Genomic DNA, 21,810 nt, shown 5'->3' on the forward strand with positions numbered 1-21,810 from the left:
CCCAAACCGTCAGGTCTGACTGGTCACCCTAGTGATCTTGCGGTGCCGCCGACAGCGAGCCTGTCGCGCCGGCCGCCACGCTCCCGTACCGGTCGCGCAGCTTCTGCTTCACGAGCTTGCCGGTGGGGGTGCGGGGCATGTCGTCGGTGAACACCACCCGCCGCGGTGCCTTGAACGCGGCGATGTGCGAGCGGACGTGCGCGATCAGCTCCTGCTCCAGGTCGGGTCCCGGGGCGGCGCCCGGCGCCGGTGAGACCACCGCGAGCACCGACTCGCCCATCTCCTCGTCGGGCACGCCGATCACGGCGACGTCGAGCACCGCCGGGTGCAGCGCCAGCACGTCCTCGGTGTCACGGGGGTAGATGTTCACCCCGCCGGAGATGATCATGAAGGCCTTCCGGTCGGTGAGGTAGAGGTAGCCCTGCTCGTCGACGTAGCCCAGGTCGCCGGTGGTGGTCCAGTTGTCGTGCTGCGGGTGGCGGGAGCCGCGGGTCTTCTCCGGATCGTTGTGGTAGGCGAACGGCGCCTGCTCGCGCTCGAAGAAGACGGTGCCGATCTGGCGCGGGGGCAACAGCGTGCCGGCGCCGTCCTCGCAGATCCGCAGCTCGCCGAGCACCTCGCGGCCCACCGAGCCCGGCCGCTCCAGCCATTCGGCGCTCGTGATGTAGGTGAGCCCGCAGCCCTCCGTGGCGCCGTAGTACTCGACGAGCACCGGCCCCCACCAGTCGATCATCGCGTGCTTGACGTCGACGGGGCACGGCGCGGCGGCGTGGATGGCGACGCGGTGCGTCGCGAGGTCGTGGCGCGCCCGGATCTCGGCGGGCAGCTTCAGCATCCGCACGAACATCGTCGGCACCCACTGGCTGTGCGTCACGCCGTGGCGCTCGATCGCGGCCAGCGCCGCCGCCGGGTCGAAGCGCTCCATCACCACGACCGTGGCGCCGAGCGCGTGGATCAGCGCCGTGAACTTCAATGGAGCAGCGTGGTAGAGCGGCGCGGGGGAGAGGTAGACGGTGTCGGCGCTGAAGCCGTACAGCTCGGCGGAGATCGTCAGGAACGGCTCGGGCGGCCCGTTGACGTCGCGGTCGGGCAGCGGCGGCCGGATCCCCTTGGGACGGCCGGTGGTGCCCGACGAGTAGAGCATCTCCACACCGCGGGGCTGGGTCGCGGGCGGGGCGTACGCGACGTCGCGCAGCGCGCCGGCGAGGTCGTCGAAGCCCGGGACCGGACCGCCGTAGGCCAGCCGGATCACCACCTCGGGGACCGCGGCGCCGACGTCGGCGGCGAGCGGGGCGATCCCCGCGGACACGATCAACGCCCGGGCGCCGCAGTCGCGCACGATGTAGGCGATCTCGTCGGCGGTCAGGTGGTGGTTGATCGGGGTGAGGTAGAGGCCGCTGCGCATCGCGGCCCAGTAGATCGTGAACATCTCGAGCGTGTTGTCGGCGACGAGCGCGAGGCCGTCGCCGCGGCGCAGGCCGCGGTCGTGGAGGTGGCGGGCGAGTCGCGCCGATCCCTCTTCGAGCTGCCGGTAGGTGAGCGTGGCTCCGGATCCGGCCAGTACCGCTGCGATCTTGTCGGGGCTGCTGGCGGCGTGGACTCCGGGGAACACGCTGTCGTCTCTACCACCAGCGTGGCCCGCCGGAACAGGTCCGGCGGGCCACGGGATGGAGACGAGCGTCAGATGCGCGGTGCGGTCACATGGCCAGCGCCGGCTCCTCGACCTCCTTCGGTGCCGGCCCGCTGCCGCGCAGCGGGACCTCGCGGATCACCAGCGTGGCCACGATGGCCACCGCCGCGACCGCTGCGGCCCAGAAGAACGCCGCGGTCACGCCGCTGGTGACGGCCGTCTGGTAGGCGTCGCGCAGCACCTGCGGCAGCCCGCCGAGCATGGCAGGCGTGAGCTGGCCGCTCGACAGCGTCGCGGCACCGTCGGCGCCGAGCTGGCTGGTGAGCGTGCCGGTCAGGTTGTTGGTGAAGAACACCCCGAGCAGCGAGACCCCGAGCGAGCCGCCGATCGTCCGGAACAGCGTGGAGGCGCCGCTGGCGGCCCCGATGTCGTGCTGGGCCACGCTGTTCTGCATCACCAGCATCGTGGTCTGCATGAGGAAGCCCATGCCGATGCCGAGCACCACCATGAACAGCGAGCTCGTGAGCTGCGTGGTGGCCAGGCCCATCGTGGACAGCAGGCCCAGTCCGGCGGCCATCGCGATCGAGCCGAGGATCAGCAGGATGCGGTAGCGGCCGGTGCGGGTCACGAACTGGCCGCCGAGCAGCGACGTCACGAGCATGCCGCCCATCAGCGGCAGCAGCAGCAGCCCGCTGCTGGTGGCCGAGGCGCCCTGCACGATCTGCTGGAACTGCGGCAGGAACGTGACCGCCCCGAACATCGCGAACCCGGTGAGGAAGCTGATGATCGTTGCTGCCGAGAAGTTGCGGCTGCGGAACAGGTCCAGCGACAGGATCGGCTCCGCCACCCGGCGCTCGACCGTGACGAACAGCGCCGTGCCGACGATGGTCAGCACGCCCAGGCCGATGATCTGCCACGAGCCCCACGCGTACTCCCGACCGCCCCACGAGGTGAGCAGCGTCAGTGCGGAGATCGCGACGGCCAGCAGGCCGGCACCCAGCCAGTCGATCGATGCCTTCGACGACTTGCGCGGGAGGTTCATCGTGAACCAGATGACGATCAGGGCGACCACGCCGAGCGGCAGGTTGATGTAGAAGGCCCAGCGCCAGCTCAGATTGTCGGTGAGGAACCCGCCCAGCAGCGGCCCGCCGATGAACGCCAGCGGCATCACCGCGGCCATGAGGCCCTGGTAGCGGCCCCGCTCACGCGGCGGAACCAGGTCGCCGATGATCGCCATCGCGCCGACCATGAGGCCACCGGCGCCGATGCCCTGGATGGCCCGGAAGCCGATCAGCTCCATCATGTTCTGGGAGATGCCCGACAGTGCCGAGCCGACCAGGAAGATCACGATCGACGCCATGAAGACGCCCTTGCGGCCGTAGAGGTCGCCGAGCTTGGCCCAGACGGGCGTGCCGACGGCCGTGGCCAGCGCGTAGGCGGTGACCACCCAGGACAGGTGCTCCAGCCCGCCGAGCTCGCCGACGATGGTCGGCATCGCGGTGCCGACGATCGTGTTGTCCAGCATGGCGAGCAGCATCGCGATGAGCAGCCCGCTCATCACCGTGTAGATCTCCCGCGGGGTGCGGGCGGGAGGTGTGTCGACCGCCGTCTCGACGATCGCTATGTGAGGGGCGCGGTGCTTCCCGCCCGTCTCGACCGACTGTGTCATCTCGTCTCCATCGTTCTGGCCGTCCTACTTGCCGGCCGGCTAACATCTGACTAGTCGACAGGCTAGCACTTGCCACTAGCCGGTCGTCAAGTAAGATGTGACCCATGACCACTCCGAGCGTCGACGAGCGACGCACCAACACCCGGGAGCAGATCAGGGCGATCGCCCTGGAGCTGTTCGCGGAGCAGGGTTACGAGAAGACGTCGCTGCGCGAGATCGCGGAGCGGCTCGGCGTCACGAAGGCCGCCGTCTACTACCACTACCGCACGAAGGAGGAGATCCTCGCCAGCCTGCTCGACGAGCACGTGGCGGGGATGGACGCCATCATCGAGTGGGCGGAGGCGCAGCCCGCGGGGCTCGCGACGCGCCGCGAGCTGCTGCGGCGCTACAGCGAGCTGCTCGCCGGGCCGAGCGGCTCCGAGGACGTCCCGCACCTGATCCGGTTCCTGCAGGAGAGCCAGACCTCGATCAAGGAGCTCAACTCCGGCGCCGAGATGCGCAAGCGCTTCGAGCGCGTGGCGGCGCTGCTGGTCGACCGCGACGCCCCGCTGGCCGACCAGCTGCGCAGCCGGTTGTCGCTGGCGGCGCTGCACTTCGGGGCCTTCGCCTTCGACCAACTGCCCGGCACCCGTCGGGAGCGGATCGACGCGGCGCTCGAGGTCTCGCTGGAGCTCTGCTGCCGGGGCGAGTGAACGGCGCCCGAATGCTTATCGCTCCCAATCCTTACCGCCTGCTGACGGGGGGCGCCGCCCGCACCGACAGTGCGGCCCGGCTGTGATCATGGCGCGGTGACCCGCACGGACGCACCCCGGCGCAGCGGCGCGCTGTGCGCCGACCTGGTCACGGTCGGCGCCGGTGCGGTGCTCGTGCTCGCGGCGGCGCTGGTGGGGTGGCGGCTCATCGCAGGCGGCCACGACATCATCCTGGGCTTCCCCCCGCTGCTCGCGACCTGGGCGCCGCACGTCGGCCCCGGCACGCCGTTCGCACTGGTCGTCGCCGCGCTGGTCGTGGCACGGGGCCCGGCGCTCGCCGAGCGGATGCGCTGGCGCCCGCTGCTGCTGCTGAGCTGGGTGGCCGCGGCCGCCTGGACCACCGCGCTGGCGCTCGTGGACGGGTGGACCGGCGGCATCGTCGAGCGCCTCACGAGCACCCCCGAGTACCTCACCGACGTGCCGTCGGTCGTCGACATCCCGGCGATGCTGCGCACGTTCTCCGACCACATCCTCACCGACCAGGCGGTGCACTGGACCACGCACGTCGGAGCGCACCCGCCGGGCGTGTTCCTGCTGTTCGTCTGGCTCGATCGGCTCGGTCTCGGTGGTGGCGGCCCCGCCGGGCTGGCGGTGATCATCGTCGGCTCGTCGGCCTGCGCCGCCGTGGCGGTGACGCTGCGGGCACTCGGCTCCGAGGACGTCGCCCGCCGGGCGCTGCCGTTCGGGGTGCTCTTCCCGGGTGCGGTGTGGGTAGGGGTGTCGGCCGACGGGCTGTTCGCCGCCGCGCTGGCCTGGGGGGTGGCGCTGCTGGCCATCGGGGCCGCTCATGAGCACTCGGCCCGTGATCATCCGGTGCGGCGCCCGTCGATCATCGGCTCGGACCTGGCCGCCGGCGCCGGGGGACTGGTGCTGGGCTACTGCCTGTACCTGTCCTACGGGCTGGTGCTGGGCGCCGTCCTCCCGTTGGGGGTGCTGCTGCTGACCCGCCGGTGGCGGGCCGGGCTGGTGGCGGTGGCGGGGGTGGCGGTCGTCGTGGTCGCCTTCACGGCGGCGGGGTTCTGGTGGTTCACCGGGCTCGCCGACCTGCAGGTCATCTACGCGGCGAGCGCGGCGCGGGCGCGGCCGTACGCGTACTTCGTCTGGGCGAACCTCGCGGCGCTCGTGCTGGCCACCGGGCCCGCCGTGCTCGCCGGGTTGCGCCGGACCGCGGCCGGCTCCCGGTGGACCCCCGCCGCGGTGCTGGTGGCCGCCGCGGCGGCCGCGGTGCTGCTCGCCGACCTGTCCGGGATGAGCAAGGCCGAGGTGGAACGGATCTGGCTGCCCTTCGGAGTCTGGCTCGCGGTGGCGTGCGCGGGACTGCCGCGCCGCGGCGCCGCGGTGTGGCTGACGGCACAGGCGGTACTGGCACTCGCGGTGAACCACCTCCTGTTCACCGTCTGGTGACCGGTGGTAGGAAGGCCGAGGAGCAGTCAATGCTGACGGTTTGACCTACAGGAGGAGCACACGGTGGACATCACCGACGGCGTCGCACTCGTCACCGGCGGGGCCTCCGGCCTCGGCCTCGCTACCACGAAGGCCCTGCTCGCGGACGGGGCGAAGGTCGTCATCCTCGACCTCCCGACGTCGGCGGGGGAGCAGATCGCGAAGGAGCTCGGCGACGACGTCCGCTTCGCCGCCGCGGACGTCCGCAACGAGGCCGAGGTGACCGCGGCGCTCGACGTCGCCGCCGAGCTCGGCCCGCTGCGGGTCTGCGTCAACTGCGCGGGCACCGGCAACGCGATCAAGACGGTCGGGAAGAAGGGCGTCTTCCCGCTCGCCGACTTCACCCGCATCATCGAGATCAACCTCATCGGCACGTTCAACGTGCTGCGGCTGGCCGCCGAGCGCATGGTGGCACTCGACCCGGTGGGCGAGGAGCGCGGTGTCATCATCAACACCGCCTCGGTGGCCGCGTTCGACGGGCAGATCGGGCAGGCCGCGTACTCCGCCTCGAAGGGCGGCGTGGTCGGCATGACGCTGCCGATCGCACGCGACCTCGCCAGTGCGCTGATCCGGGTGGTCACGATCGCCCCCGGCCTGTTCGACACCCCGCTGCTCGCCGGCGCCCCCGAGGAGGTCAAGGCGGCGCTGGGCAAGCAGGTGCCGCACCCGGCACGGCTGGGCAACCCGTCGGAGTACGGCGCGCTGGCCGCCCACATCGTCGCCAACCCGATGCTCAACGGCGAGGTGATCCGCCTCGACGGCGCGATCCGGATGGCGCCGCGCTAGGCCGCGTCCCCGCGTGCCTCCGTTGCAGGAAGGCCACCTTCCCGCCGGAATCCTGCGGCAAAGTGGCCTTCCTGCAACGAGGTTCCCGCTGTTCAGCCGGGCACCTGGTCGAAGAATCCGCTGACGGTCGCGATGCGGCCGTCGGCGGCGAACGTGACGGTGTCGAAGCCGATCACCAACGGCTCGGCGCCCGCGGGCCCGAGCGCCCACTGGAACCGGGCCACGTCGTGGTGGGCGTCGACGTCGCCGTGCAGCCGCAGCTCCATCCCGGCGAACTGGGACTGCACGCCACCGATCGCCGCGCTCAGTGCCGCCGACCCGGTGAGGTCCGACAGCGGATCGACGAACCGCACGTCGGGTGTGACGGCGGCATCCACCGCGGCGGCCCGCTCGGCGGCGTCGGTGATGTTCCAGGGCCGGATGTAGGCGGCGACGGCGGCTGCGGCGGTGACGGTGCTCGTGGTCATCGGGATCTCCCTCGTGGGTGGTGCCGGCCCCGTCGTCGGGGCCACGAGGGAAATCCTGGCTCCGGATCCGACGCCGGTCGATGACGTCGGAGGTCATGCGCGCACCGCAGCGCCCTCCGCGCCGTCGACAGCGAGGGTCAGAGCACCTGGACGCGGTCGTCGCCCGTGCGCAGGGCGATGTCGCGGAACGTGGCCCGGCAGCTGTGATGGCCGAAGTGGCTCACCGCGATCAGCCAGACGGCCTCGATGCGCTCCGGTGGCGGGCCGATGAACCGGTGGTGGTCGGACCAGACGTTGCGCGACTCGCGCCGCCACCTGCCGAGACCCGCCGGTCCCCGGCGCACGGGTACATGGGTCTCGCGCTCGCCGCGGCCGTGGATCGGACAGCGGAAGGCGTCGTCATCCGGTTGGAGCACGGTGCTCCAGAACCAGCTCAGGTCCAGGCCGGTGTCGAAGCGGACGGCGACCGAGAGCAGGTCGTGGGTCCAGGCGGTGTTCTCCGGCTCGATCCCCGGCAGCGACTCCACCCGCCAGCTCCACTCGATCGTGGTGGCGGGCTCGAGCAGCATCGCGACGTCGCGGGCGAGCACACCGGCGTCGTCGTCGCAGCGCACGTCGATGGCGGGCCTGCCCTCGACGGCGGCGTGCCGGTAGATGTCGCCGGGGCCGGGATCGGGCAGGTAGCGCCATCCGGGCGGCGGGACGACCGGGTCGAGCAGCCGGGCCCGCTCGGATGCGGCGAGAACGCGGTGGGTGAGAACGGGGTCGGCCGCGAGCGACTCCAGCCCGTCGACCGGATCGACGTCGCGTGGCCACCGCACGACCGTGACCTCCAGCGAACCGCGCTCGCCGGCGTAGTCGCCGCCGTGACCGGCATCGATGTGCAGTCGCAGTTGCAACGGGCCGGTGCTGTCCATGACGGCCGTGGTGGTGTCCTGGGTGCAGCCGAAAACGACGCCACCGGCCACGCGACCCCACAGGTGGAACTTGGCCCCGCCGCCGTGGGCGTCGGACCAGCTGATGCGGCCGGAGCCGAGCAGCGTGACCCGATCACCCCGGCAGACGTCGAGCCCGACGGGTGTCCACACGAGACGATCGCCGGGCAGCGCGACGTGGACGACCGTCGGGCTGCTTGCCGGGTGAACCATCGACCCACCCTGGCAGATCCCGGGCCCCGTGGGGGCCGATCGGTGGGATCAGTGGCTCTTGTGGAAGGCCTCGAGCACGTTGGACGGGATGCGGCCCCGCTCGGAGATCTTCAGGCCCTGCTGCTGGGCCCACTCGCGGATGGCCTGGTTCTGCTCACGGTCGGTGCTGGGTCGCGACGCCGCGGTGGAGGTGGACGCGCGGCGCCCGCCGGTGCGTCGTGCCGCGGAAATGAAGGGCGCGAGCGCCTCGCGCAATCTGCTGCTATTGGCCGCGGACAGATCGATCTCGTACGAGCGGCCGTCGACCGCGAACTCGACCTGCTCGTCGGCCTCGCTACCGTCGAGGTCGTCGACCAGGGTAACCGTTGTCTGCTTCGCCACGTGCGTTGCCTTTCCGCGGATGCTGCGGGAAGCCCGAAGTGCCCCGGTGGCTACCCGAGGTTTTGCGGACCCGTGCGGTGATGGGGGGACAATTGCAGAACCGATAATAATGGCATCGGACCGCCATTGTCGATCGGGGGTGGCATCGAACCGCCGGGGCGGTACCGGTCTGAATGGTTTCGACACCCGTTCGGTGGAACCCCTTCGGCCCTGTGACCAGAAAACCGGTGCTCCAGGGCTTGCCGGAGCCGTTGGCCTGCTGGGCGCCGCCGGGCGGGCCACCAGCCCCGCCGAAGTGCGGAAGGCGTCGGAAACAGATGTGGCGAGTCCAGGGGGCCGCTCCGGGTGCTGTTCCGCAGCCGAGCCGCCGCGCCGCGACCCATGGGTAATGTCTCAGAACGGCACGGGATCGGGTCCCAGGGGAATGTGGTCGGGCGCCCGCGCGGACGGGCCGGATGGGCGTTGGGGCACGTTCGTCATCCGCAGATCAACGCCTTCACCTGCCCGAACCGCCCGGAACGACGCGGGTGGCGCACCGGATTCCTGGGATCGGTGCGGTAATGCCAATCGCCGGCTCCGGCTCCCGCGTCAGCGCGGAGTACGGGAGACGCCCTACCTTGTGGGAATGACGGTCACCACGCAACGCCATGGACGGATCCTGCTGGTACGGATGGATCGTCCGGCCAAGCGCAATGCACTCGACGCGACCATGACGGCCGGCCTCGACGCGGCGCTCAACGAGCTCGACGACGACCCGGACCTGTGGGCGGGCGTGCTGGCCGGCACCCCGGTGGCGTTCTCGGCCGGCACCGATCTCGCCGCGGGCGCCGGAGCGCCCACCGAGCGCGGTGGGCCCTACGGTGTCGTCCGGCGCGAGCGCCGCACGCCGCTGATCGCCGCCGTCGAGGGTCTGGCCTACGGCGGGGGCTTCGAGCTCGTGCTGGCGTGCGACCTCGTCGTGGCGGCCCGGGCCGCGAGGTTCGCGCTGCCCGAGACGGCGAGGGGGCTGATCGCGAACTGCGGCGCGCTGTTCCGTGCCCCCCGGGCGCTGCCCCGCAACATCGCCACCGAGATGCTGCTGACCGGCCTGCCGCTGGGTGCCGAGCGGGCCTGGTCGCTCGGACTGGTCAACCGGCTCGTCGAGGAGGGGGAAGCCGAGGCCGCCGCCATGGAGCTCGCCGAGTTCGTCTGCGCGAACGCACCGGTGGCGCAGTCGGCGAGCCTGCGCGCGGTGGCCGAGGTCGATGCCGATGCCGACGAGCGGGGCTGGGCGGCCACGGCGGCTGCCCACGCCGTGATCAGCGCGTCGGCCGACGCCGCGGAGGGCGTGGCGGCCTTCCGGGAGAAGCGCGCACCGCGCTGGGCCGGGAACTGATGGGGAGCCGGCAACTGATCCGAAAAGGAGGCCGCTGACCTGCACGATCGGATGACGGCGGTAGCGTGGCGGAGTGGATCAGGTGCGCGATGAGCTGGTGCGGCTCCTGCAGGACTATGCGGTGGAGGCGCAGCGCCTCCAACAGGTCTTCGCGGAGCGTAACGGCATGCATCCCACCGACCTGCACGCGCTGCTCGCGGTCATGCGCGCCGACGCCGCCACCGTCCCGCTGACCCCGGGACGGCTGGGGGCGCACCTGGGCCTCTCGTCCGGCGCCACCACGGCCGTGATCGACCGGTTGGAGCGGGGTGGTCACGTCAGCCGCGTCCCCGACCCCCGCGACCGGCGCCGTGTCATCGTGCACGTCGGCCGGGCCGCCGGGCAGGTGGGTGCGGCGTTCTTCGGGCCGCTCGGCGTCGCCATGGACGAGATGCTCACGGGCTACGACGCCGAGGAGCTCATGGCGGTCAAGCGGTTCCTCGGCCAGATGAACGACACGATGCGCGAGCACCGGCAGGCGTTCTCCGCCTGACCCGGCACCGGCTGACCCGCTCAGCGCCGCGGGCGGAGCCGGTCGAGCGTGCGGCGGGCGCGCCCGCGGGGGTCGACCTCGACGGCCACCGGGTCGCCGCCTGCGGTGCTCGGCGCGGGTGGCAGCACCACCTCGATCTCGCCGCCCAACCGGAAGCCGTCGGCGAGGTCCAGGTCGTCGCCGCTCCAGAAGCGGCCGGGGTCGTACCAGTTGGGGCGCTTGTGCTCGGGGAGCAGCCCCATGTCCTCGTAGGTCACGGCCACCACCTCGGCGCAGTACGCCGTCTCCAGCCCGGCGGGCGTGACCTGCTCCTGCCACGGCAGGCGCACCTGCGGGACGCGCCCGCGCAGCCAGCGCCCCGCCAGCCGGGCCGTCGACGGGAACGGCGTGCCGTCCAGCCGCGCGACGGTGCGCAGCGCGGCGTCCTCCATCTCGCGGGTGAGCGGGCCCTGCAGCTGGCGCAGCCAGCCCCGCTGCGCGTAGCGGTGGCCCCACTGCAGCACGGCGTCGCGCATGTCGTGCAGCTGCACACCGCGCTGGTGCACGCCGGTCCACATGTCGACGAGCCCGTGCCCGAGCTCGGCGTGCCACATCAGCGGCGGCATGTCGTCGATGACGATCGCCATGCCGACGTGGTTGACCGGCGAGTTGGTGAGCCCGCGGATCGCGCGGTCGGCGCCGCTGCTGCCGCGGAACACCCAGACGTCGCCGGTGCGGGCGAGCTCGCACGCTCGATCGAGGGTGATCACGGATCCGGGCACGGCCGGTAGGTTAGCCGGATGCGCTGGTGGAAGGTGATCGGACTGGCCGGGCTCGCCGGAGTGGCGGCAACCGGGGTGGTGGTGGCGCGCGGCGAGCGGCGCCGGCAGGCCTACACCCCCGAGGAGATCCGGACGCGGCTGCACGAGCGCGTCAAGGAGGCCCAGGAGCGGACCTAGGATCGATGCGGAGCGGTGACCACCCGCCGGATTGCTGACCGCGCCGACCGAGTAGCCACCGCGCCGACGTCGGGACATCGGCGCGGTGGCCAGTGGGTTGGCGCGGTGGCGTCAGAGGTTGGCGGTGGCCGTCTCCAGGAACTGGGCGAACTTCTGCTGCGCCGCCGCCGTGCGCGTGGGGATGTGCTCGGTGGGCACCTCGACGGCCGGGTAGCCGCGCAGGATCCGGCGGGCGACGGTGGCCTTGTGCACCTCGTCGGGGCCGTCGTAGATCCGGGCGGCGCGGGCCGCGCGGTACATCCCCTCCAGCGGGAGATCGCCGGAGAAGCCGAGCGAGCCGTGCACCTGGATCGCCCGGTCGATCACGTCGTGGAGCACTTTCGCACCCCAGTACTTGATCATCGCGATCTCGATGCGCGCATTGGACGCGCCGACCTGGTCCATCGTCCAGGCCGCGTGCAGCGTGAGCAGCCGGGCCGCCTGCATCTCCGCGGCCGACTGCGCCACCCAGTCCTGGATCATCTGCTTGTCGGCCAGCACCGAGCCGTGCGTGTAGCGGCTCACGGCCCGCTCGCACAGCATGTCGAACGCCCGCCGCGACTGCCCCAGCCAGCGCATCGCGTGGTGGATGCGCCCCGGGCCCAGCCGCTGCTGGGCGAGCCGGAACCCGTCGCCGGGGTTGCCGACCAGGTTCTCCTTCGGCACGCGCACGTCGGTGTAGAGGATCTCGGCGTGCCCGCCGTAGAGCGCGCCGCCGACCGTGGGGTGATCCATGACGGGGATGTCGCGCAGGATGTTCACCCCCGGCGTGTCGACCGGCACGATGATCATCGAAGAACCCTGGTAGGCCGAGACGTCCGGGTCGGTCACGCACATGACGATGAGGAAGTCGGCGTGCGAGGCGTTGGACGAGAACCACTTGTGGCCGTTGATCACGTACTCGTCGCCGTCGAGAACCGCGCGGGTGGACAGCAGCGTCGGGTCGGCGCCCGCACCCGGCTCGGTCATGGAGAAGCAGCTGCGCAGCTCGCCGCGCAGCAGCGGGTGCATCCAGCGTTCCTTCTGCTCCGGCGACCCGCCGATCGCGAGCAGCTCGGCGTTGCCGGAGTCGGGCGCCTGGTTGCCGAAGATCCCGGGAGCGAAGCGGCACTGGCCGAGGATCTCGTGCATCAGCCCGAGCTTGACCTGCCCGAACCCGCCGCCACCCAGTTCCGGCTCCAGGTGCGCCGCCCAGAGCCCGCGCTCCTTGACCTGCTCCTTGAGCGGCGCGGTGATCCGCGCGTAGGTCTCGCGGTCGAGGTCGAGGGTCTCGAGCGGGATGATCTCGTCGCGGACGAAACCGCGCATCCACTCGAGCTGGGCCTCGAACTCGGGCTCGGTGGAGAAGTCCCACGCCATGCTGTGCGCCCCTGTCAGGTCAGCCAGATCAACGTCGCCGGTCCCCGGTCACGTTGCCATGCCGGCCGTCACCGGGCCAGTCTCACCGGGCGGCCGTCACTGGGCCAGTGCGGACATCGACTTCCACGTGTCCAGCGGGATCGCCCAGTCGTAGACGTCGCCGTCGGCGGCCGAGAGCTGCCTGCTGCTGCCCGTGACCTCGACGGGATCGCCGTAGATGGCGGTGTCGTAGTAGGCCTTCGCGTTGGCCGTGCTCAGGTTGACGCAGCCGTGCGTGGTGTTGGACTTGCCCTGCGCCCACACCGACGCCGGGTTGGCGTGGATGAACTCGCCGTTGTTGGAGATGCGCACCGCCCAGTGCTCGGGCAGGTCCTTGTACCCGTAGGGGATGTTGGTCATCAGCACCGTCTCGGCCTTGCTCATGACGATGTGGGTGCCGCTCTTGGTGACGCGGTTCGGGTCGCTCTCCAGGCCGTAGCTGGCCGGCAGGTCCGACACGATCTGGCCGTCGCGGATCACGACCATGCGGTGCGTGGTGACGTCGGCCTGCACGATCTGGGCCCGCCCGACGGTGAACGTGGTGTTGACGTCGTTGGCGCCGAACACGGCGTTGCCCATGTCGACGCCGTAGAGGTGGGCGTTGACAGTGACCGTGGTGCTGGCGGGCCAGTAGGTGGCCGGGCGCCAGTGCACCCGCGACCCGTAGTCGGCGTCGGGCAGCCAGGCCCATGACCCGGTGACGGGCGTGCTGGTGGTGACCTTGAGCGCACGCTCGGCCGCGGCCCGGCCCGACGCGGGGATCGTGCGGTCGAAGCGGATCTCGATGGGTGCCGCGATGCCGACCACGTCGCCGTCGCCGATGTTGGTCTCGGCGTGGGCGAGTCGCATCGGCGAGACGGTGGTGAACGCACCGGTGACCGGCGTGGACCCGCCGGCGCCGGTGGCCGTGCCGGCCAGGTGGTAGACGGTCTTGTAGGCGGGCGGCGCCGTGGCGGTCCACGTGTGGCCGTCGGCCGAGAGCGCGCCGGGGATGGTGGTGCCGTTGGCGGCCGTGAGCGTGACGCCCGTGAGCGTGCCGTCGGTGGCCGCGACCGTGATCGGTGCTGCCGGGACGACGCCGGTGGCACCGTCGGCGGGGGTCAGCGTGACCTGGGGCGCGGCGGCGGGTGCCGCGGCCGGTGGGGCCTGGGGCGCCGGACCGGGTGTGGCGGATGCGGTGGACACGCACCCGGCCAGCAGCGCCGTGGCGGCGAGCAGCATCGACGCCAGCGCCACAGCACGAACCGAGCTACGCACTCTCACCCGAAACCCCCGTGCAAATCATAAAGCCCCGCACAATGAGAACAACACGGGAGTCATTCGTCAATCACGTTCACCGATCTATCGGGGAACGGTCAGGTCTGCACCCCGGCGAGCTCGGCCGCGAAGCCGTCGAGAAATCCCCGCCAGGACCCTACCGCGGTGGCCGGGCGCACCACGAACTTCGTGAGCCCGACATCCACGAACTGTCGAATCCGCTCGCGCGCGACGGCCCATCCGTCGGCCACCAACAGCCGCGGATCGAGTTCCGGGCGGCGTTCGGCGGCCCGCTGCAGGGCGATGTCGCGCACGGCATCGGGCGTGCCGGGAGGCAGCACGGCGATATTGGTGCCGTAGTGGTCGTCCTCGATCTCCCGGCCGGCAGCCGCCGCGGCCTCCTCGATCGCTCGCCGGCACGCCCCGGCCTCCTCGGGCGTGACGAAGCTGCCCAGCCAGCCGTCGCCGAAGCGGCCGACCCTGGCCAATCCGGCAGGGGCCTTGCCGGCCAGCCACAGGTCCAGCGGGCGCGCCGACAGCGGGGCGATGGCGGCACCCTCGAACTGGAAGAACCGGCCGTGGTGGGTGACGGACGGCTCGGTGAGCAGGCGGCGCACCACCAGCAGGGCCTCGTCGAACAGCGCGGCGCGCTGCCCGGCGGGCACGGGGAACAGCGTGCGCTCGGCCGGGCTGGCCGAGCGCAGGCCGAACACGGGCAGGATCCGGCGGGGTGCGAGCGCGGCCAGCGATGCCAGCTGGGCCGCCACCAGCATCGGGTTGCGGCCCGGGAGCACGAGCACGCCGGTGCCCACCTTGAGCCGGGTGGTGCGACCAGCGGCGTAGGCCATGCCGACCAGGGGGTCGATGCCGTTCTCGGAGGCCTGGTCGGGCAGCCAGATCGAATCGATCCGCAGCGCCTCGCAGACGTCGACGAGCTCGGCGAGCGCCGGCCCCGGTGCATCCCCGAAGGGAATCGAACCTATCCCGATCCGGACGCTCACCGGCGTGACGTTAGCCGGGCGACGCCGCCGGCGCGACGGTGGTGGGCGCTGCAACTACCGGTGAGACCTTCTCGGCAGCGACTACGGGCTGTGCATCGGTGGCCACGGTGGGCGCCGATGCGGCCGGCTCTGCGGTGGTGGTTGCGGCCTCGGGCGCGGCCGGCTGGCCGTGCAGCTCCGCCCGCAGGATGCGTGCCGAGCGACCGATGCTGCGGGCCGCGTCGGGGAGCCGCTTCGCGCCGAACAGCAGCACGGCCACGCCGATGACAATGGCCCAGTGCCACGGGCTGAGTTCACCCATTCTTCACACCTCCGGTTTGCTGAATGATAACAGTACCTGGGAATCTGTGATTCACCGCCCGACTGCCGCCCCGGATGTCCGGGATCACCGAAATGCGTCGGAGCGACCTGGTAAAACTGGTGCGTGCGGCGATGGAGAAGTAGCAGACGGCTGATCGTGCTCGTCGTCGCGGCCGGCCTGGTGCTGGCCGCGATGTCCTTCCCGGTCGTGGGCGGCCTCGGGCTGCTGGCGGCCCAGGTGAGCACGAGTTCGGTGGCGATTTCCGATGACATGCGCTCGGGAATCCTGCCCTCGGTCACCACGGTGACCGATTCCGCCGGAACGCCCATTGCCTACCTGGATGACCAGTTCCGCATTCCGGTCGCCGCCGACGCGATCTCGCCCAGCATGAAGGCCGCCATCATCGCGATCGAGGATCGCCGTTTCTACGACCACGGCGGCGTCGATCCCGTCGGCACCGTCCGCGCGCTCATCAACGACGCCAGCGGCGGTGAGCGCCAGGGTGGATCCACGCTCACCCAGCAGTACGTCAAGAACTACGACCTCTACGTCACGGCCAAGACCGATGCGGAGCGTGAGGCCGCGGTGGCGCCCAGCGTCGCCCGCAAGATCACCGAGGCCGAGCTGGCCGTGGAGCTGGACAACCAGCTGAGCAAGGAGGACATCCTCGCTCGCTACCTCAACCTCGTGTACTTCGGCCGCGGCGCCTACGGCGTCGAGGCGGCGGCGAAGGTGTACTTCGGCACCACGGCCGCGCAGCTGACCGTGCCGCAGTCGGCGCTGCTCGCGGGCATGGTCCAGAGCCCCGCCGACTACGACCCGGTGGAGCACCCCGACGCGTCGAAGGCGCGCCGCGACCTGGTGATCTCCCAGATGCAGTCGCAGGGCTCGATCAGCGCCGCGCAGGCGGCCACGGCCACTGCCGAGCCGGTCGGGGTGCCCGCCACCGCGTCGGCACCGGCGGCCGGCTGCACCGCGGCGGGGGACGCCGGCTACTTCTGCGCCTACGTCGAGGAGTACCTGGGCAAGTCCGGGATCACGCCGCAGCAGCTCGAGTCGGGTGGCTACACCGTGCGCACCACGCTCGACCCGAAGGCGCTGGCGGCGGTCAAGGCCTCGATCGACGCGCAGGCCCCGCCCACCACGCCGCACGTCGCCGACGTGATGTCGCTGATCAAGCCGGGTACCACGCGGCACGAGGTGGTCGCCATGGCGGCCAACCGCACCTACGGCAACCTGCCCGGCCAGTCGTCCTACGGCCTGCCCTACGAGCCGGAGAACCTCGGTGCCGGCTCCGTCTACAAGATCTTCACGGCCGCCACGGCGCTGGAGAAGGGGGTGGCCGGCATCAACACGGTGATCGACGTACCCGCGAGCGGTTCACCGATCCCCGGTTACAACGACGGTGACGGCCGGCCGCTGTCGGTGCACAACGCCGGCAACTACCCGGCGCGCCTCACACTCACCGACGCGCTCGCGACCTCGCCCAACACGGCGTTCGTGGAGCTGGAGGAGCAGGTCGGCGTGCCGGCCGTCGTCGACATGGCACTTCGGCTGGGCATGACGTCGCTGGCCACCACCCCGGCCAACGGGAAGTCCGGATCGCCGTCGGTCGCCGACGTCGTCAAGTCGCAGAACCAGGGCTCGTTCACCCTCGGGGTGTCCCCGACCAGCGGGCTGGAGCTCGCCAACGTCGCCGCGACGCTGGCGAGCCACGGCACGTGGTGCCCGCCCACCCCGATCCAGTCGGTCACCGGGCCCGACGGCAAGCCGGTGGCGCTGTCGGAGCCGCCCTGCACGCAGGCACTCGACCCGGCGATCGCCGACACGCTCATGAACGGGCTCAGCAAGGACGACGCCGCGGGCGGCACCTCGGCGGCCGCCGCGGGCAACGCCGGCTGGCGTCGCCCGATCGCCGCGAAGACCGGCACCACGGAGATCGCGCAGTCGGCCACCTTCGTCGGCGCCACCCCGCAGCTGGCGGCGGCATCCATCGTGTTCGACGACTCGTCCTCGCCGCGCCCGATCTGCGACGGTTCACCGCCGCGCAGCTGCTCCAGCGGCAGCCTCTACGGCGGCACGGTGCCCGCCCGCACCGTGTACAAGGCGCTGACCACGGTGCTGGCCGATCAGCCGGTGGCGCCGCTGCCGCCCGCGGATCCGCGCTACCTGGTCGCGACCACCGGCAAGTACCTGAACCAGAACCTCAACCCGGACAACGGTGACGGGCAGAACGGCGGTGACAACGGCGGTGACAACAACGGCGGCGGTAACAACGGCGGCGGTAACAACGGCGGCGGTGACAACGGTGGCGGCGGTGGCGACAACGGCGGGGGTGGTGGTGACAACGGTGGGGGCGGCAACTGACCCGCGCCGGTGGGCGTGAGCGCGGTGGGCGCAGTTCTCAGCTGCGGCGCATGCCCGCCCGCACCGTGCGGATGACCAGCGCGCCGCCGGCGACGAGCAGCACCAGGCCCACCACCAGCCAGAACTTCGAACCCGTCATCACACTGCCGGCGATCACCCCGGACCCCTGCAGCGTCCAGACCGCACCCACGAGGAACAGGACCACGCCGAGCACGATCGGGAGCCATCGGTTCATACCCTGATCATGCCACCGGATAGGTGTTGTCCGGGTCCCACTCGCCTCGCCCCGACGGGAGCAGGTCGAGGGTGTTCCGGACCGGGCTCATCCTGTGCTGTGCCGGATGTGCGTGGTTCGAGCCGGTGGATGCCGGAGCGGGCTCAGCCCGTGTCGCCCAGTGCCTGGTAGCCGGGCCGGAGCAGGTCGATCACCGTGGCACCGCGGAGGTCGATGGGGAACGCGGGCAGCTGGTCGAGCAGGGCGTCCGACGGCGTCGGCGGTCCGGTGACCGGCGACGTGGTGGCGGCCAGGCCCGGACCGGCGGTGTAGAAGCCGTCGAGCAGCTCGGCCAGCGGCGCGATCCCGGACGCGGGGCCCGCCGGGCTCGCGGCGGCGCGGCGCGTGCGCAGCTCCTCCAGCAGTGTCTCGCGATCGCGGCCGCGCAGCGCGAGGATCTCGAACGGATCGGCGTCGAACCGCTCCGCCAGCACGTAGAACACGGCCGCGAGGTGCTTGCAGGGCACGGCGTGGTCGGGGCAGGAACAGTCGAGGGCGAGATCGCGGGTGGTGGCGGGGAACAGCGACAGGCCCACCGCGGTGAAGACGGACTCGATCTCGGGGGGCATCTGCCCGCTGAGCAGCGCCGCGGTGTAGGAGGCGTCGGCCACCAGCGCGTCGGCCACGGCCGACCACTCCGTCTTGCCGAAGGCCGGCACTCCGATGCGCACCGCGTAAGGCTTGGGCCTGCTGCCCTGCACCTGCGCGACGGCGCCACCCGCGGACACGTCGAGCGACACGATCTGGCCGGCCCGCGCGTAGTTGCGTCCGCGGGCCATCCGCCCGCCGACGCCGATGGACTCCAGCACCGCCATGAACCTCTGCGACCACCAGGTGCGCGCCACGCCGCCGCGGGTGCTGTTGATCTGGATGCCGCCCTCGACCTTGATCGGCCGGCTCGGGGCGGCATCGATCCACCACGGCTCGGTCACAGCGTGCCCTCATCGCTCTCGGTGGCCTCGGCATCCAGCGCGAACACCTCGCGCAGCGACGCCGTGGACAGCTCCGTGAGCCAGCCCTCGCCGTCGCCGACGACCATGCCCGAGAGCGCCTTCTTCTTGGTGATCATGGCATCGATGCGCTCCTCGACGGTGCCGGGACAGACGAACTTGCGCACCTGCACGTTGCGCCGCTGCCCGATGCGGAAGGCGCGGTCGGTGGCCTGGTTCTCCACGGCGGGGTTCCACCAGCGGTCCAGGTGGATCACGTGGTTGGCCGCGGTGAGCGTGAGCCCGGTGCCGCCCGCCTTGAGCGAGAGCAGCATCACCGCGGGGCCCTCCCCGGCCTGGAAGCGGGCCACCATCTCGTCGCGCCGCTTCTTCGGCGTGCCGCCGTGCAGGTAGGCGATCTCCTGGTCGAACCGGGCCGACAGGTGCGGTACCAGCATGTGGCCGAACTCGGTGAACTGCGTGAAGCACAGCACGCGGTCGCCCTCGTCGAGGATCTCGGTGAGGATCTCCTCCAGCCGGATGACCTTGCCCGACCGGCGCCCGACGGCCGAGCCGTCGTGCAGCAGCTGGGCGGGGTGGTTGCACACCTGCTTGAGCTTCGCCATGGCCGCCAGCACGTTGCCGCGCCGCTGGATGCCTTGCGAATCCTCGATCTTCTCCATCATGTCGTCGACGACCGTGCGGTAGAGCGAGGCCTGCTCGGCCGTGAGCCGGTAGTGCTGGTTGATCTCGATCTTCTCGGGCAGGTCGTCGATGATCGTGGGATCGGTCTTGAGCCTGCGCAGCAGGTAGGGCTGCGTGGTGCGGCGCAGCAGGCCCGCCGCCGTCTGATCGCCGTGGCGCTCCACGGGGATCGCGAACCGGGCCCGGAACCGCTCCGCCGTGCCCAGCAGGCCGGGGTTGAGCACGTCCATCACCGACCACAGCTCCGAGAGGCGGTTCTCGACCGGCGTGCCGGTGAGCGCGACCCGGTGCTCGGCGTCGAACCGGCGCACCGCCTGGGCGTGGAAGGAGCGGCTGTTCTTGATGGCCTGCGCCTCGTCGAGCACGAGCCGGCGCCACGCGACGACCGCGAACTCGTCGGCATCGCGGCTGGCCGTGGCGTAGGTGGTGACGACGATGTCGGACGCCAGCACCGCCGCCGTGAGCTCCTCGCCGTGCAGCCGCCCGGGGCCGTGGTGGGCGTGGACGCGCAGGCTCGGGGCGAAGCGTGCCGCCTCCCGCTGCCACGTGCCGACCAGCGACATCGGGCACAGCAGCAGCGTGGGACCCTGCTCGCCCGCCGACCTCTCGTGCGCCTCCAGCGCCAGCAGCTGCACAGTCTTGCCCAGGCCCATGTCGTCGGCGAGGCACGCACCCAGCCCCAGCGCGGACAGGAACGCCAGCCACGACAGCCCCCGCTGCTGGTAGGGCCGCAGCTGCGCCTGGAAGCCCGGGGGAGTGGGCACCGGGGTGATGATGGACTGCTCGGCCCGGCCCGCGAGCAGATCGCCGACCCAGCCCTGCGCCGTGACGGACGTGACGGGCAGCGGCACGTCGCCGTCGGCCGCCCAGTCGTCGGGGTGGCGCTGGGCGAGCGCGAGCACCTCGGCCGCCGTGGGCGCCGGGCGCCGCTGGGCCCGGCGCAGGAACTCCAGCCCGCGTCGGAGGCGCTCGGCGTCGACGGTGACCCACTTGCCGCGCAGCCGCACCAGCGGCGCCTTCGCCGCGACGAGCTCCTCGAGCTCCTCCTCGGACAGCTCCTCGTCGCCGACGGCCACCGACCAGCGGAAATCGGCCAGCTCCTCGCGGCCGAGGCCGCCGCGGGTGAGGACGCGATCGGCGGGGGTGCTGCGGGTGGACAGCGCCAGCCCGACGCGGCGCGAGCCGTCCCAGCCCGCCGGCAGCTGCACCCCGAACCCGGCCTCGACGAGCAGCGGCGCCCCGCTGGTGAGGAAGCCTGCCGCGCCGGCCGCGTCGAGGTCGAACACCGACGGCCGGGCCTGGCGCAGCGCCGCGGCCAGCGGCGGCAGCACCAGCGCCGCGCGCCCCAGCTCGGCGAGCAACAGCTCCTGGGGCTGGGCGACGAGGCGCTCCGCGCGGCCGTCCCAGACCTGGTCGGCGGGCACCAGCAGGCTCGGGTCGGCCGTGGACTGCAGGAAGAACTCCAGCACCCACTTGGTGCCGTCGCCGGTCTGATCCTCGAGGTCGTCGGCCGGATCGGACGGATCGTGGAGCGTGCGCACCTCCGAGAGTCGGAAGCTGGCCCGGCCCTCACCGGTGGGTGCCGCGCCGATCTCGTCCCACTCGGTGAGGGCCTCGGCCAGGGTCGCGAGCTGCCGGGGCGCGGCCTCGATGCGGGCGTCCGGGCGCTGCAGCGCGGTGAGCCAGGCCTCGGTGACCGGCAGCGTGGCGGGCGCCTTGCCGCGTCGGGGCGGTACCAGCTCGACGGGTGGGGTGGCGCGGGCGAGCCGATCCCGGACCGCGGCGTCGGTGATGACGGCGAGCGCGTCGTCGATCAGCGTGCGCGGATCGGCGCCCGCGAGATCGCGCGGGCCGCCCTGCTCGGCCCTGGCGACCGGCGGCAGCGCCGTGACCAGCGCGTCGAGGGTGACGGCATCGAGCCCGCGGACGACCGGGCGCCACCGCGCGAACGCGGACGTGCCCTCCTGCACCAGCGTGGGCAGCACCCGGCCGCGGGCGGCGAGGTCGTGGCCCAGCTCGGCGAGCGCGCGCAGGAACGTGACGGACGTGCCGTAGCGGGCCTCGGTGGCCGGATCGTCGAGCTCGGAGACGTCGACGGCCAGCGCGGGCACCGACCACGGCTTGAGGACAGGCTCGGCCCCGCGCACCGACGGGGTGCGCGTGCCCGCGCGCACCAGCTCGGGGGAGGCCACCGGCCCGCCCGGTCGGGAGGGCAGCAGCAGGATCAGCGTGGCCGGCTTGCCCGGGTGCAGTGCGGCGAGCTCGCCCGCAGGCACCGCGAACGGGTGCGGGCGGGCGGTGCGCAGCGACCGGGTGGCGGAGGTGGCGGGCCGCTCGCCGTCCTCGGCCCACAACAGCACACCGCGGCCGGGGGACCAGACAGCATGGACGGCGAGCACCGGATCAGGCTACGGAGGA

General features: G+C 72.1%; 20 protein-coding genes. 7 read left to right on the forward strand and 13 right to left on the reverse strand.

The features are described from left to right. Nucleotides 1-28: 28 nt before the first annotated feature. Complete coding sequence (locus ACFPFQ_RS13715) at nucleotides 29-1,612, reverse strand: acyl-CoA synthetase (protein ID WP_379618550.1); 1,584 nt, start codon at nucleotides 1,610-1,612, stop codon at nucleotides 29-31. An 85-nt stretch (nucleotides 1,613-1,697) separates the two neighbouring features. Further along, nucleotides 1,698-3,299, reverse strand: a complete 1,602-nt coding sequence (locus ACFPFQ_RS13720) for an MDR family MFS transporter (protein WP_379618552.1) — start codon at nucleotides 3,297-3,299, stop codon at nucleotides 1,698-1,700. A gap of 104 nt (nucleotides 3,300-3,403) precedes the next feature. Between ACFPFQ_RS13720 and ACFPFQ_RS13725 the strand changes: the two genes are divergently transcribed. The 3 genes from ACFPFQ_RS13725 (at nucleotide 3,404) to ACFPFQ_RS13735 (ending at nucleotide 6,280) form a co-directional block, all read left to right on the forward strand. After that, a complete protein-coding gene (locus ACFPFQ_RS13725; protein ID WP_379618553.1) occupies nucleotides 3,404-3,991 on the forward strand; it encodes a TetR/AcrR family transcriptional regulator in 588 nt (195 codons plus the stop codon). Nucleotides 3,992-4,087: 96 nt separating this feature from the next. Next, on the forward strand, nucleotides 4,088-5,455 hold the full coding sequence (locus ACFPFQ_RS13730) for a hypothetical protein (protein ID WP_379618555.1): 1,368 nt from the start codon (nucleotides 4,088-4,090) through the stop codon (nucleotides 5,453-5,455). 63 nt (nucleotides 5,456-5,518) lie between these two features. Beyond that, a complete protein-coding gene (locus tag ACFPFQ_RS13735; protein WP_379618557.1) occupies nucleotides 5,519-6,280 on the forward strand; it encodes a 3-hydroxyacyl-CoA dehydrogenase in 762 nt (253 codons plus the stop codon). 92 nt (nucleotides 6,281-6,372) lie between these two features. On the opposite strand, the gene ACFPFQ_RS13740 is transcribed toward ACFPFQ_RS13735, so the two are convergent. From ACFPFQ_RS13740 to ACFPFQ_RS13750, 3 genes are all read right to left on the reverse strand, one after another. Further along, nucleotides 6,373-6,747, reverse strand: a complete 375-nt coding sequence (locus ACFPFQ_RS13740; RefSeq protein WP_379618559.1) for a nuclear transport factor 2 family protein — start codon at nucleotides 6,745-6,747, stop codon at nucleotides 6,373-6,375. Nucleotides 6,748-6,884: 137 nt separating this feature from the next. After that, nucleotides 6,885-7,895 carry a DUF3047 domain-containing protein gene (locus ACFPFQ_RS13745; protein ID WP_379618560.1) on the reverse strand — a complete coding sequence of 337 codons (1,011 nt, stop codon included), beginning with the start codon at nucleotides 7,893-7,895 and terminating at the stop codon, nucleotides 6,885-6,887. Between the two features lie 48 nt (nucleotides 7,896-7,943). Further along, nucleotides 7,944-8,276 carry a histone-like nucleoid-structuring protein Lsr2 gene (locus ACFPFQ_RS13750; RefSeq protein WP_379618562.1) on the reverse strand — a complete coding sequence of 111 codons (333 nt, stop codon included), beginning with the start codon at nucleotides 8,274-8,276 and terminating at the stop codon, nucleotides 7,944-7,946. A gap of 625 nt (nucleotides 8,277-8,901) precedes the next feature. Here ACFPFQ_RS13750 and ACFPFQ_RS13755 point away from each other — a divergent pair. Both ACFPFQ_RS13755 and ACFPFQ_RS13760 read left to right on the forward strand, forming a co-directional pair. After that, nucleotides 8,902-9,651, forward strand: coding sequence for an enoyl-CoA hydratase-related protein (locus tag ACFPFQ_RS13755; RefSeq protein ID WP_379618564.1), 750 nt, complete (start codon nucleotides 8,902-8,904; stop codon nucleotides 9,649-9,651). 73 nt (nucleotides 9,652-9,724) lie between these two features. Beyond that, on the forward strand, nucleotides 9,725-10,183 hold the full coding sequence (locus tag ACFPFQ_RS13760) for a MarR family winged helix-turn-helix transcriptional regulator (protein WP_379618566.1): 459 nt from the start codon (nucleotides 9,725-9,727) through the stop codon (nucleotides 10,181-10,183). Between the two features lie 20 nt (nucleotides 10,184-10,203). Here ACFPFQ_RS13760 and ACFPFQ_RS13765 read toward each other — a convergent pair whose 3' ends face one another. After that, nucleotides 10,204-10,944 carry a hypothetical protein gene (locus tag ACFPFQ_RS13765; RefSeq protein ID WP_379618568.1) on the reverse strand — a complete coding sequence of 247 codons (741 nt, stop codon included), beginning with the start codon at nucleotides 10,942-10,944 and terminating at the stop codon, nucleotides 10,204-10,206. Nucleotides 10,945-10,962: 18 nt separating this feature from the next. Between ACFPFQ_RS13765 and ACFPFQ_RS13770 the strand changes: the two genes are divergently transcribed. Further along, complete coding sequence (locus tag ACFPFQ_RS13770; RefSeq protein WP_379618570.1) at nucleotides 10,963-11,121, forward strand: hypothetical protein; 159 nt, start codon at nucleotides 10,963-10,965, stop codon at nucleotides 11,119-11,121. Nucleotides 11,122-11,232: 111 nt separating this feature from the next. Here ACFPFQ_RS13770 and ACFPFQ_RS13775 read toward each other — a convergent pair whose 3' ends face one another. The 4 genes from ACFPFQ_RS13775 to tatA all read right to left on the reverse strand — a co-directional run bounded on the left by ACFPFQ_RS13775 (nucleotide 11,233) and on the right by tatA (nucleotide 15,117). Continuing rightward, nucleotides 11,233-12,519 (reverse strand): acyl-CoA dehydrogenase family protein, encoded by a 1,287-nt coding sequence (locus ACFPFQ_RS13775; protein WP_379618572.1) that lies wholly within the window; start codon nucleotides 12,517-12,519, stop codon nucleotides 11,233-11,235. A gap of 96 nt (nucleotides 12,520-12,615) precedes the next feature. Then, on the reverse strand, nucleotides 12,616-13,821 hold the full coding sequence (locus ACFPFQ_RS13780) for a L,D-transpeptidase (RefSeq protein WP_379618574.1): 1,206 nt from the start codon (nucleotides 13,819-13,821) through the stop codon (nucleotides 12,616-12,618). A gap of 92 nt (nucleotides 13,822-13,913) precedes the next feature. Beyond that, on the reverse strand, nucleotides 13,914-14,816 hold the full coding sequence (locus ACFPFQ_RS13785) for a TIGR03854 family LLM class F420-dependent oxidoreductase (RefSeq protein ID WP_379618575.1): 903 nt from the start codon (nucleotides 14,814-14,816) through the stop codon (nucleotides 13,914-13,916). Nucleotides 14,817-14,826: 10 nt separating this feature from the next. Further along, complete coding sequence (tatA, locus tag ACFPFQ_RS13790; protein ID WP_379618577.1) at nucleotides 14,827-15,117, reverse strand: Sec-independent protein translocase subunit TatA; 291 nt, start codon at nucleotides 15,115-15,117, stop codon at nucleotides 14,827-14,829. A gap of 123 nt (nucleotides 15,118-15,240) precedes the next feature. Here tatA and ACFPFQ_RS13795 point away from each other — a divergent pair, with 123 nt between their 5' ends. Then, the gene (locus ACFPFQ_RS13795) at nucleotides 15,241-17,484 is read left to right on the forward strand and encodes a transglycosylase domain-containing protein (RefSeq protein ID WP_379618579.1); all 2,244 of its coding nucleotides are present in this window, start codon (nucleotides 15,241-15,243) and stop codon (nucleotides 17,482-17,484) included. Between the two features lie 37 nt (nucleotides 17,485-17,521). On the opposite strand, the gene ACFPFQ_RS13800 is transcribed toward ACFPFQ_RS13795, so the two are convergent. The 3 genes from ACFPFQ_RS13800 to ACFPFQ_RS13810 form a co-directional block, all read right to left on the reverse strand. Beyond that, complete coding sequence (locus tag ACFPFQ_RS13800; RefSeq protein WP_379618581.1) at nucleotides 17,522-17,719, reverse strand: hypothetical protein; 198 nt, start codon at nucleotides 17,717-17,719, stop codon at nucleotides 17,522-17,524. 143 nt (nucleotides 17,720-17,862) lie between these two features. Next, a complete protein-coding gene (locus ACFPFQ_RS13805) occupies nucleotides 17,863-18,690 on the reverse strand; it encodes an SWIM zinc finger family protein (RefSeq protein ID WP_379618583.1) in 828 nt (275 codons plus the stop codon). Further along, entirely contained in the window at nucleotides 18,687-21,791 is a 3,105-nt protein-coding gene (locus tag ACFPFQ_RS13810) for an SNF2-related protein (protein WP_379618585.1), read from the reverse strand. Before ACFPFQ_RS13810 ends, ACFPFQ_RS13805 begins: the two co-directional genes overlap by 4 nt. Between the last annotated feature and the right edge of the window lie 19 nt (nucleotides 21,792-21,810).

This window comes from Pseudonocardia sp. GCM10023141 (assembly GCF_042653605.1).

Coding starts and splice junctions, on each gene's coding strand:
- ACFPFQ_RS13720 (WP_379618552.1), bottom strand. CDS start 3,299: ATGACACAGTCGGTCGAGACGGGCGGGAAGCACCGCGCCCCTCACATA.
- ACFPFQ_RS13725 (WP_379618553.1), top strand. CDS start 3,404: ATGACCACTCCGAGCGTCGACGAGCGACGCACCAACACCCGGGAGCAG.
- ACFPFQ_RS13740 (WP_379618559.1), bottom strand. CDS start 6,747: ATGACCACGAGCACCGTCACCGCCGCAGCCGCCGTCGCCGCCTACATC.
- ACFPFQ_RS13745 (WP_379618560.1), bottom strand. CDS start 7,895: ATGGTTCACCCGGCAAGCAGCCCGACGGTCGTCCACGTCGCGCTGCCC.
- ACFPFQ_RS13755 (WP_379618564.1), top strand. CDS start 8,902: ATGACGGTCACCACGCAACGCCATGGACGGATCCTGCTGGTACGGATG.
- ACFPFQ_RS13770 (WP_379618570.1), top strand. CDS start 10,963: ATGCGCTGGTGGAAGGTGATCGGACTGGCCGGGCTCGCCGGAGTGGCG.
- ACFPFQ_RS13775 (WP_379618572.1), bottom strand. CDS start 12,519: ATGGCGTGGGACTTCTCCACCGAGCCCGAGTTCGAGGCCCAGCTCGAG.
- tatA (WP_379618577.1), bottom strand. CDS start 15,117: ATGGGTGAACTCAGCCCGTGGCACTGGGCCATTGTCATCGGCGTGGCC.
- ACFPFQ_RS13800 (WP_379618581.1), bottom strand. CDS start 17,719: ATGAACCGATGGCTCCCGATCGTGCTCGGCGTGGTCCTGTTCCTCGTG.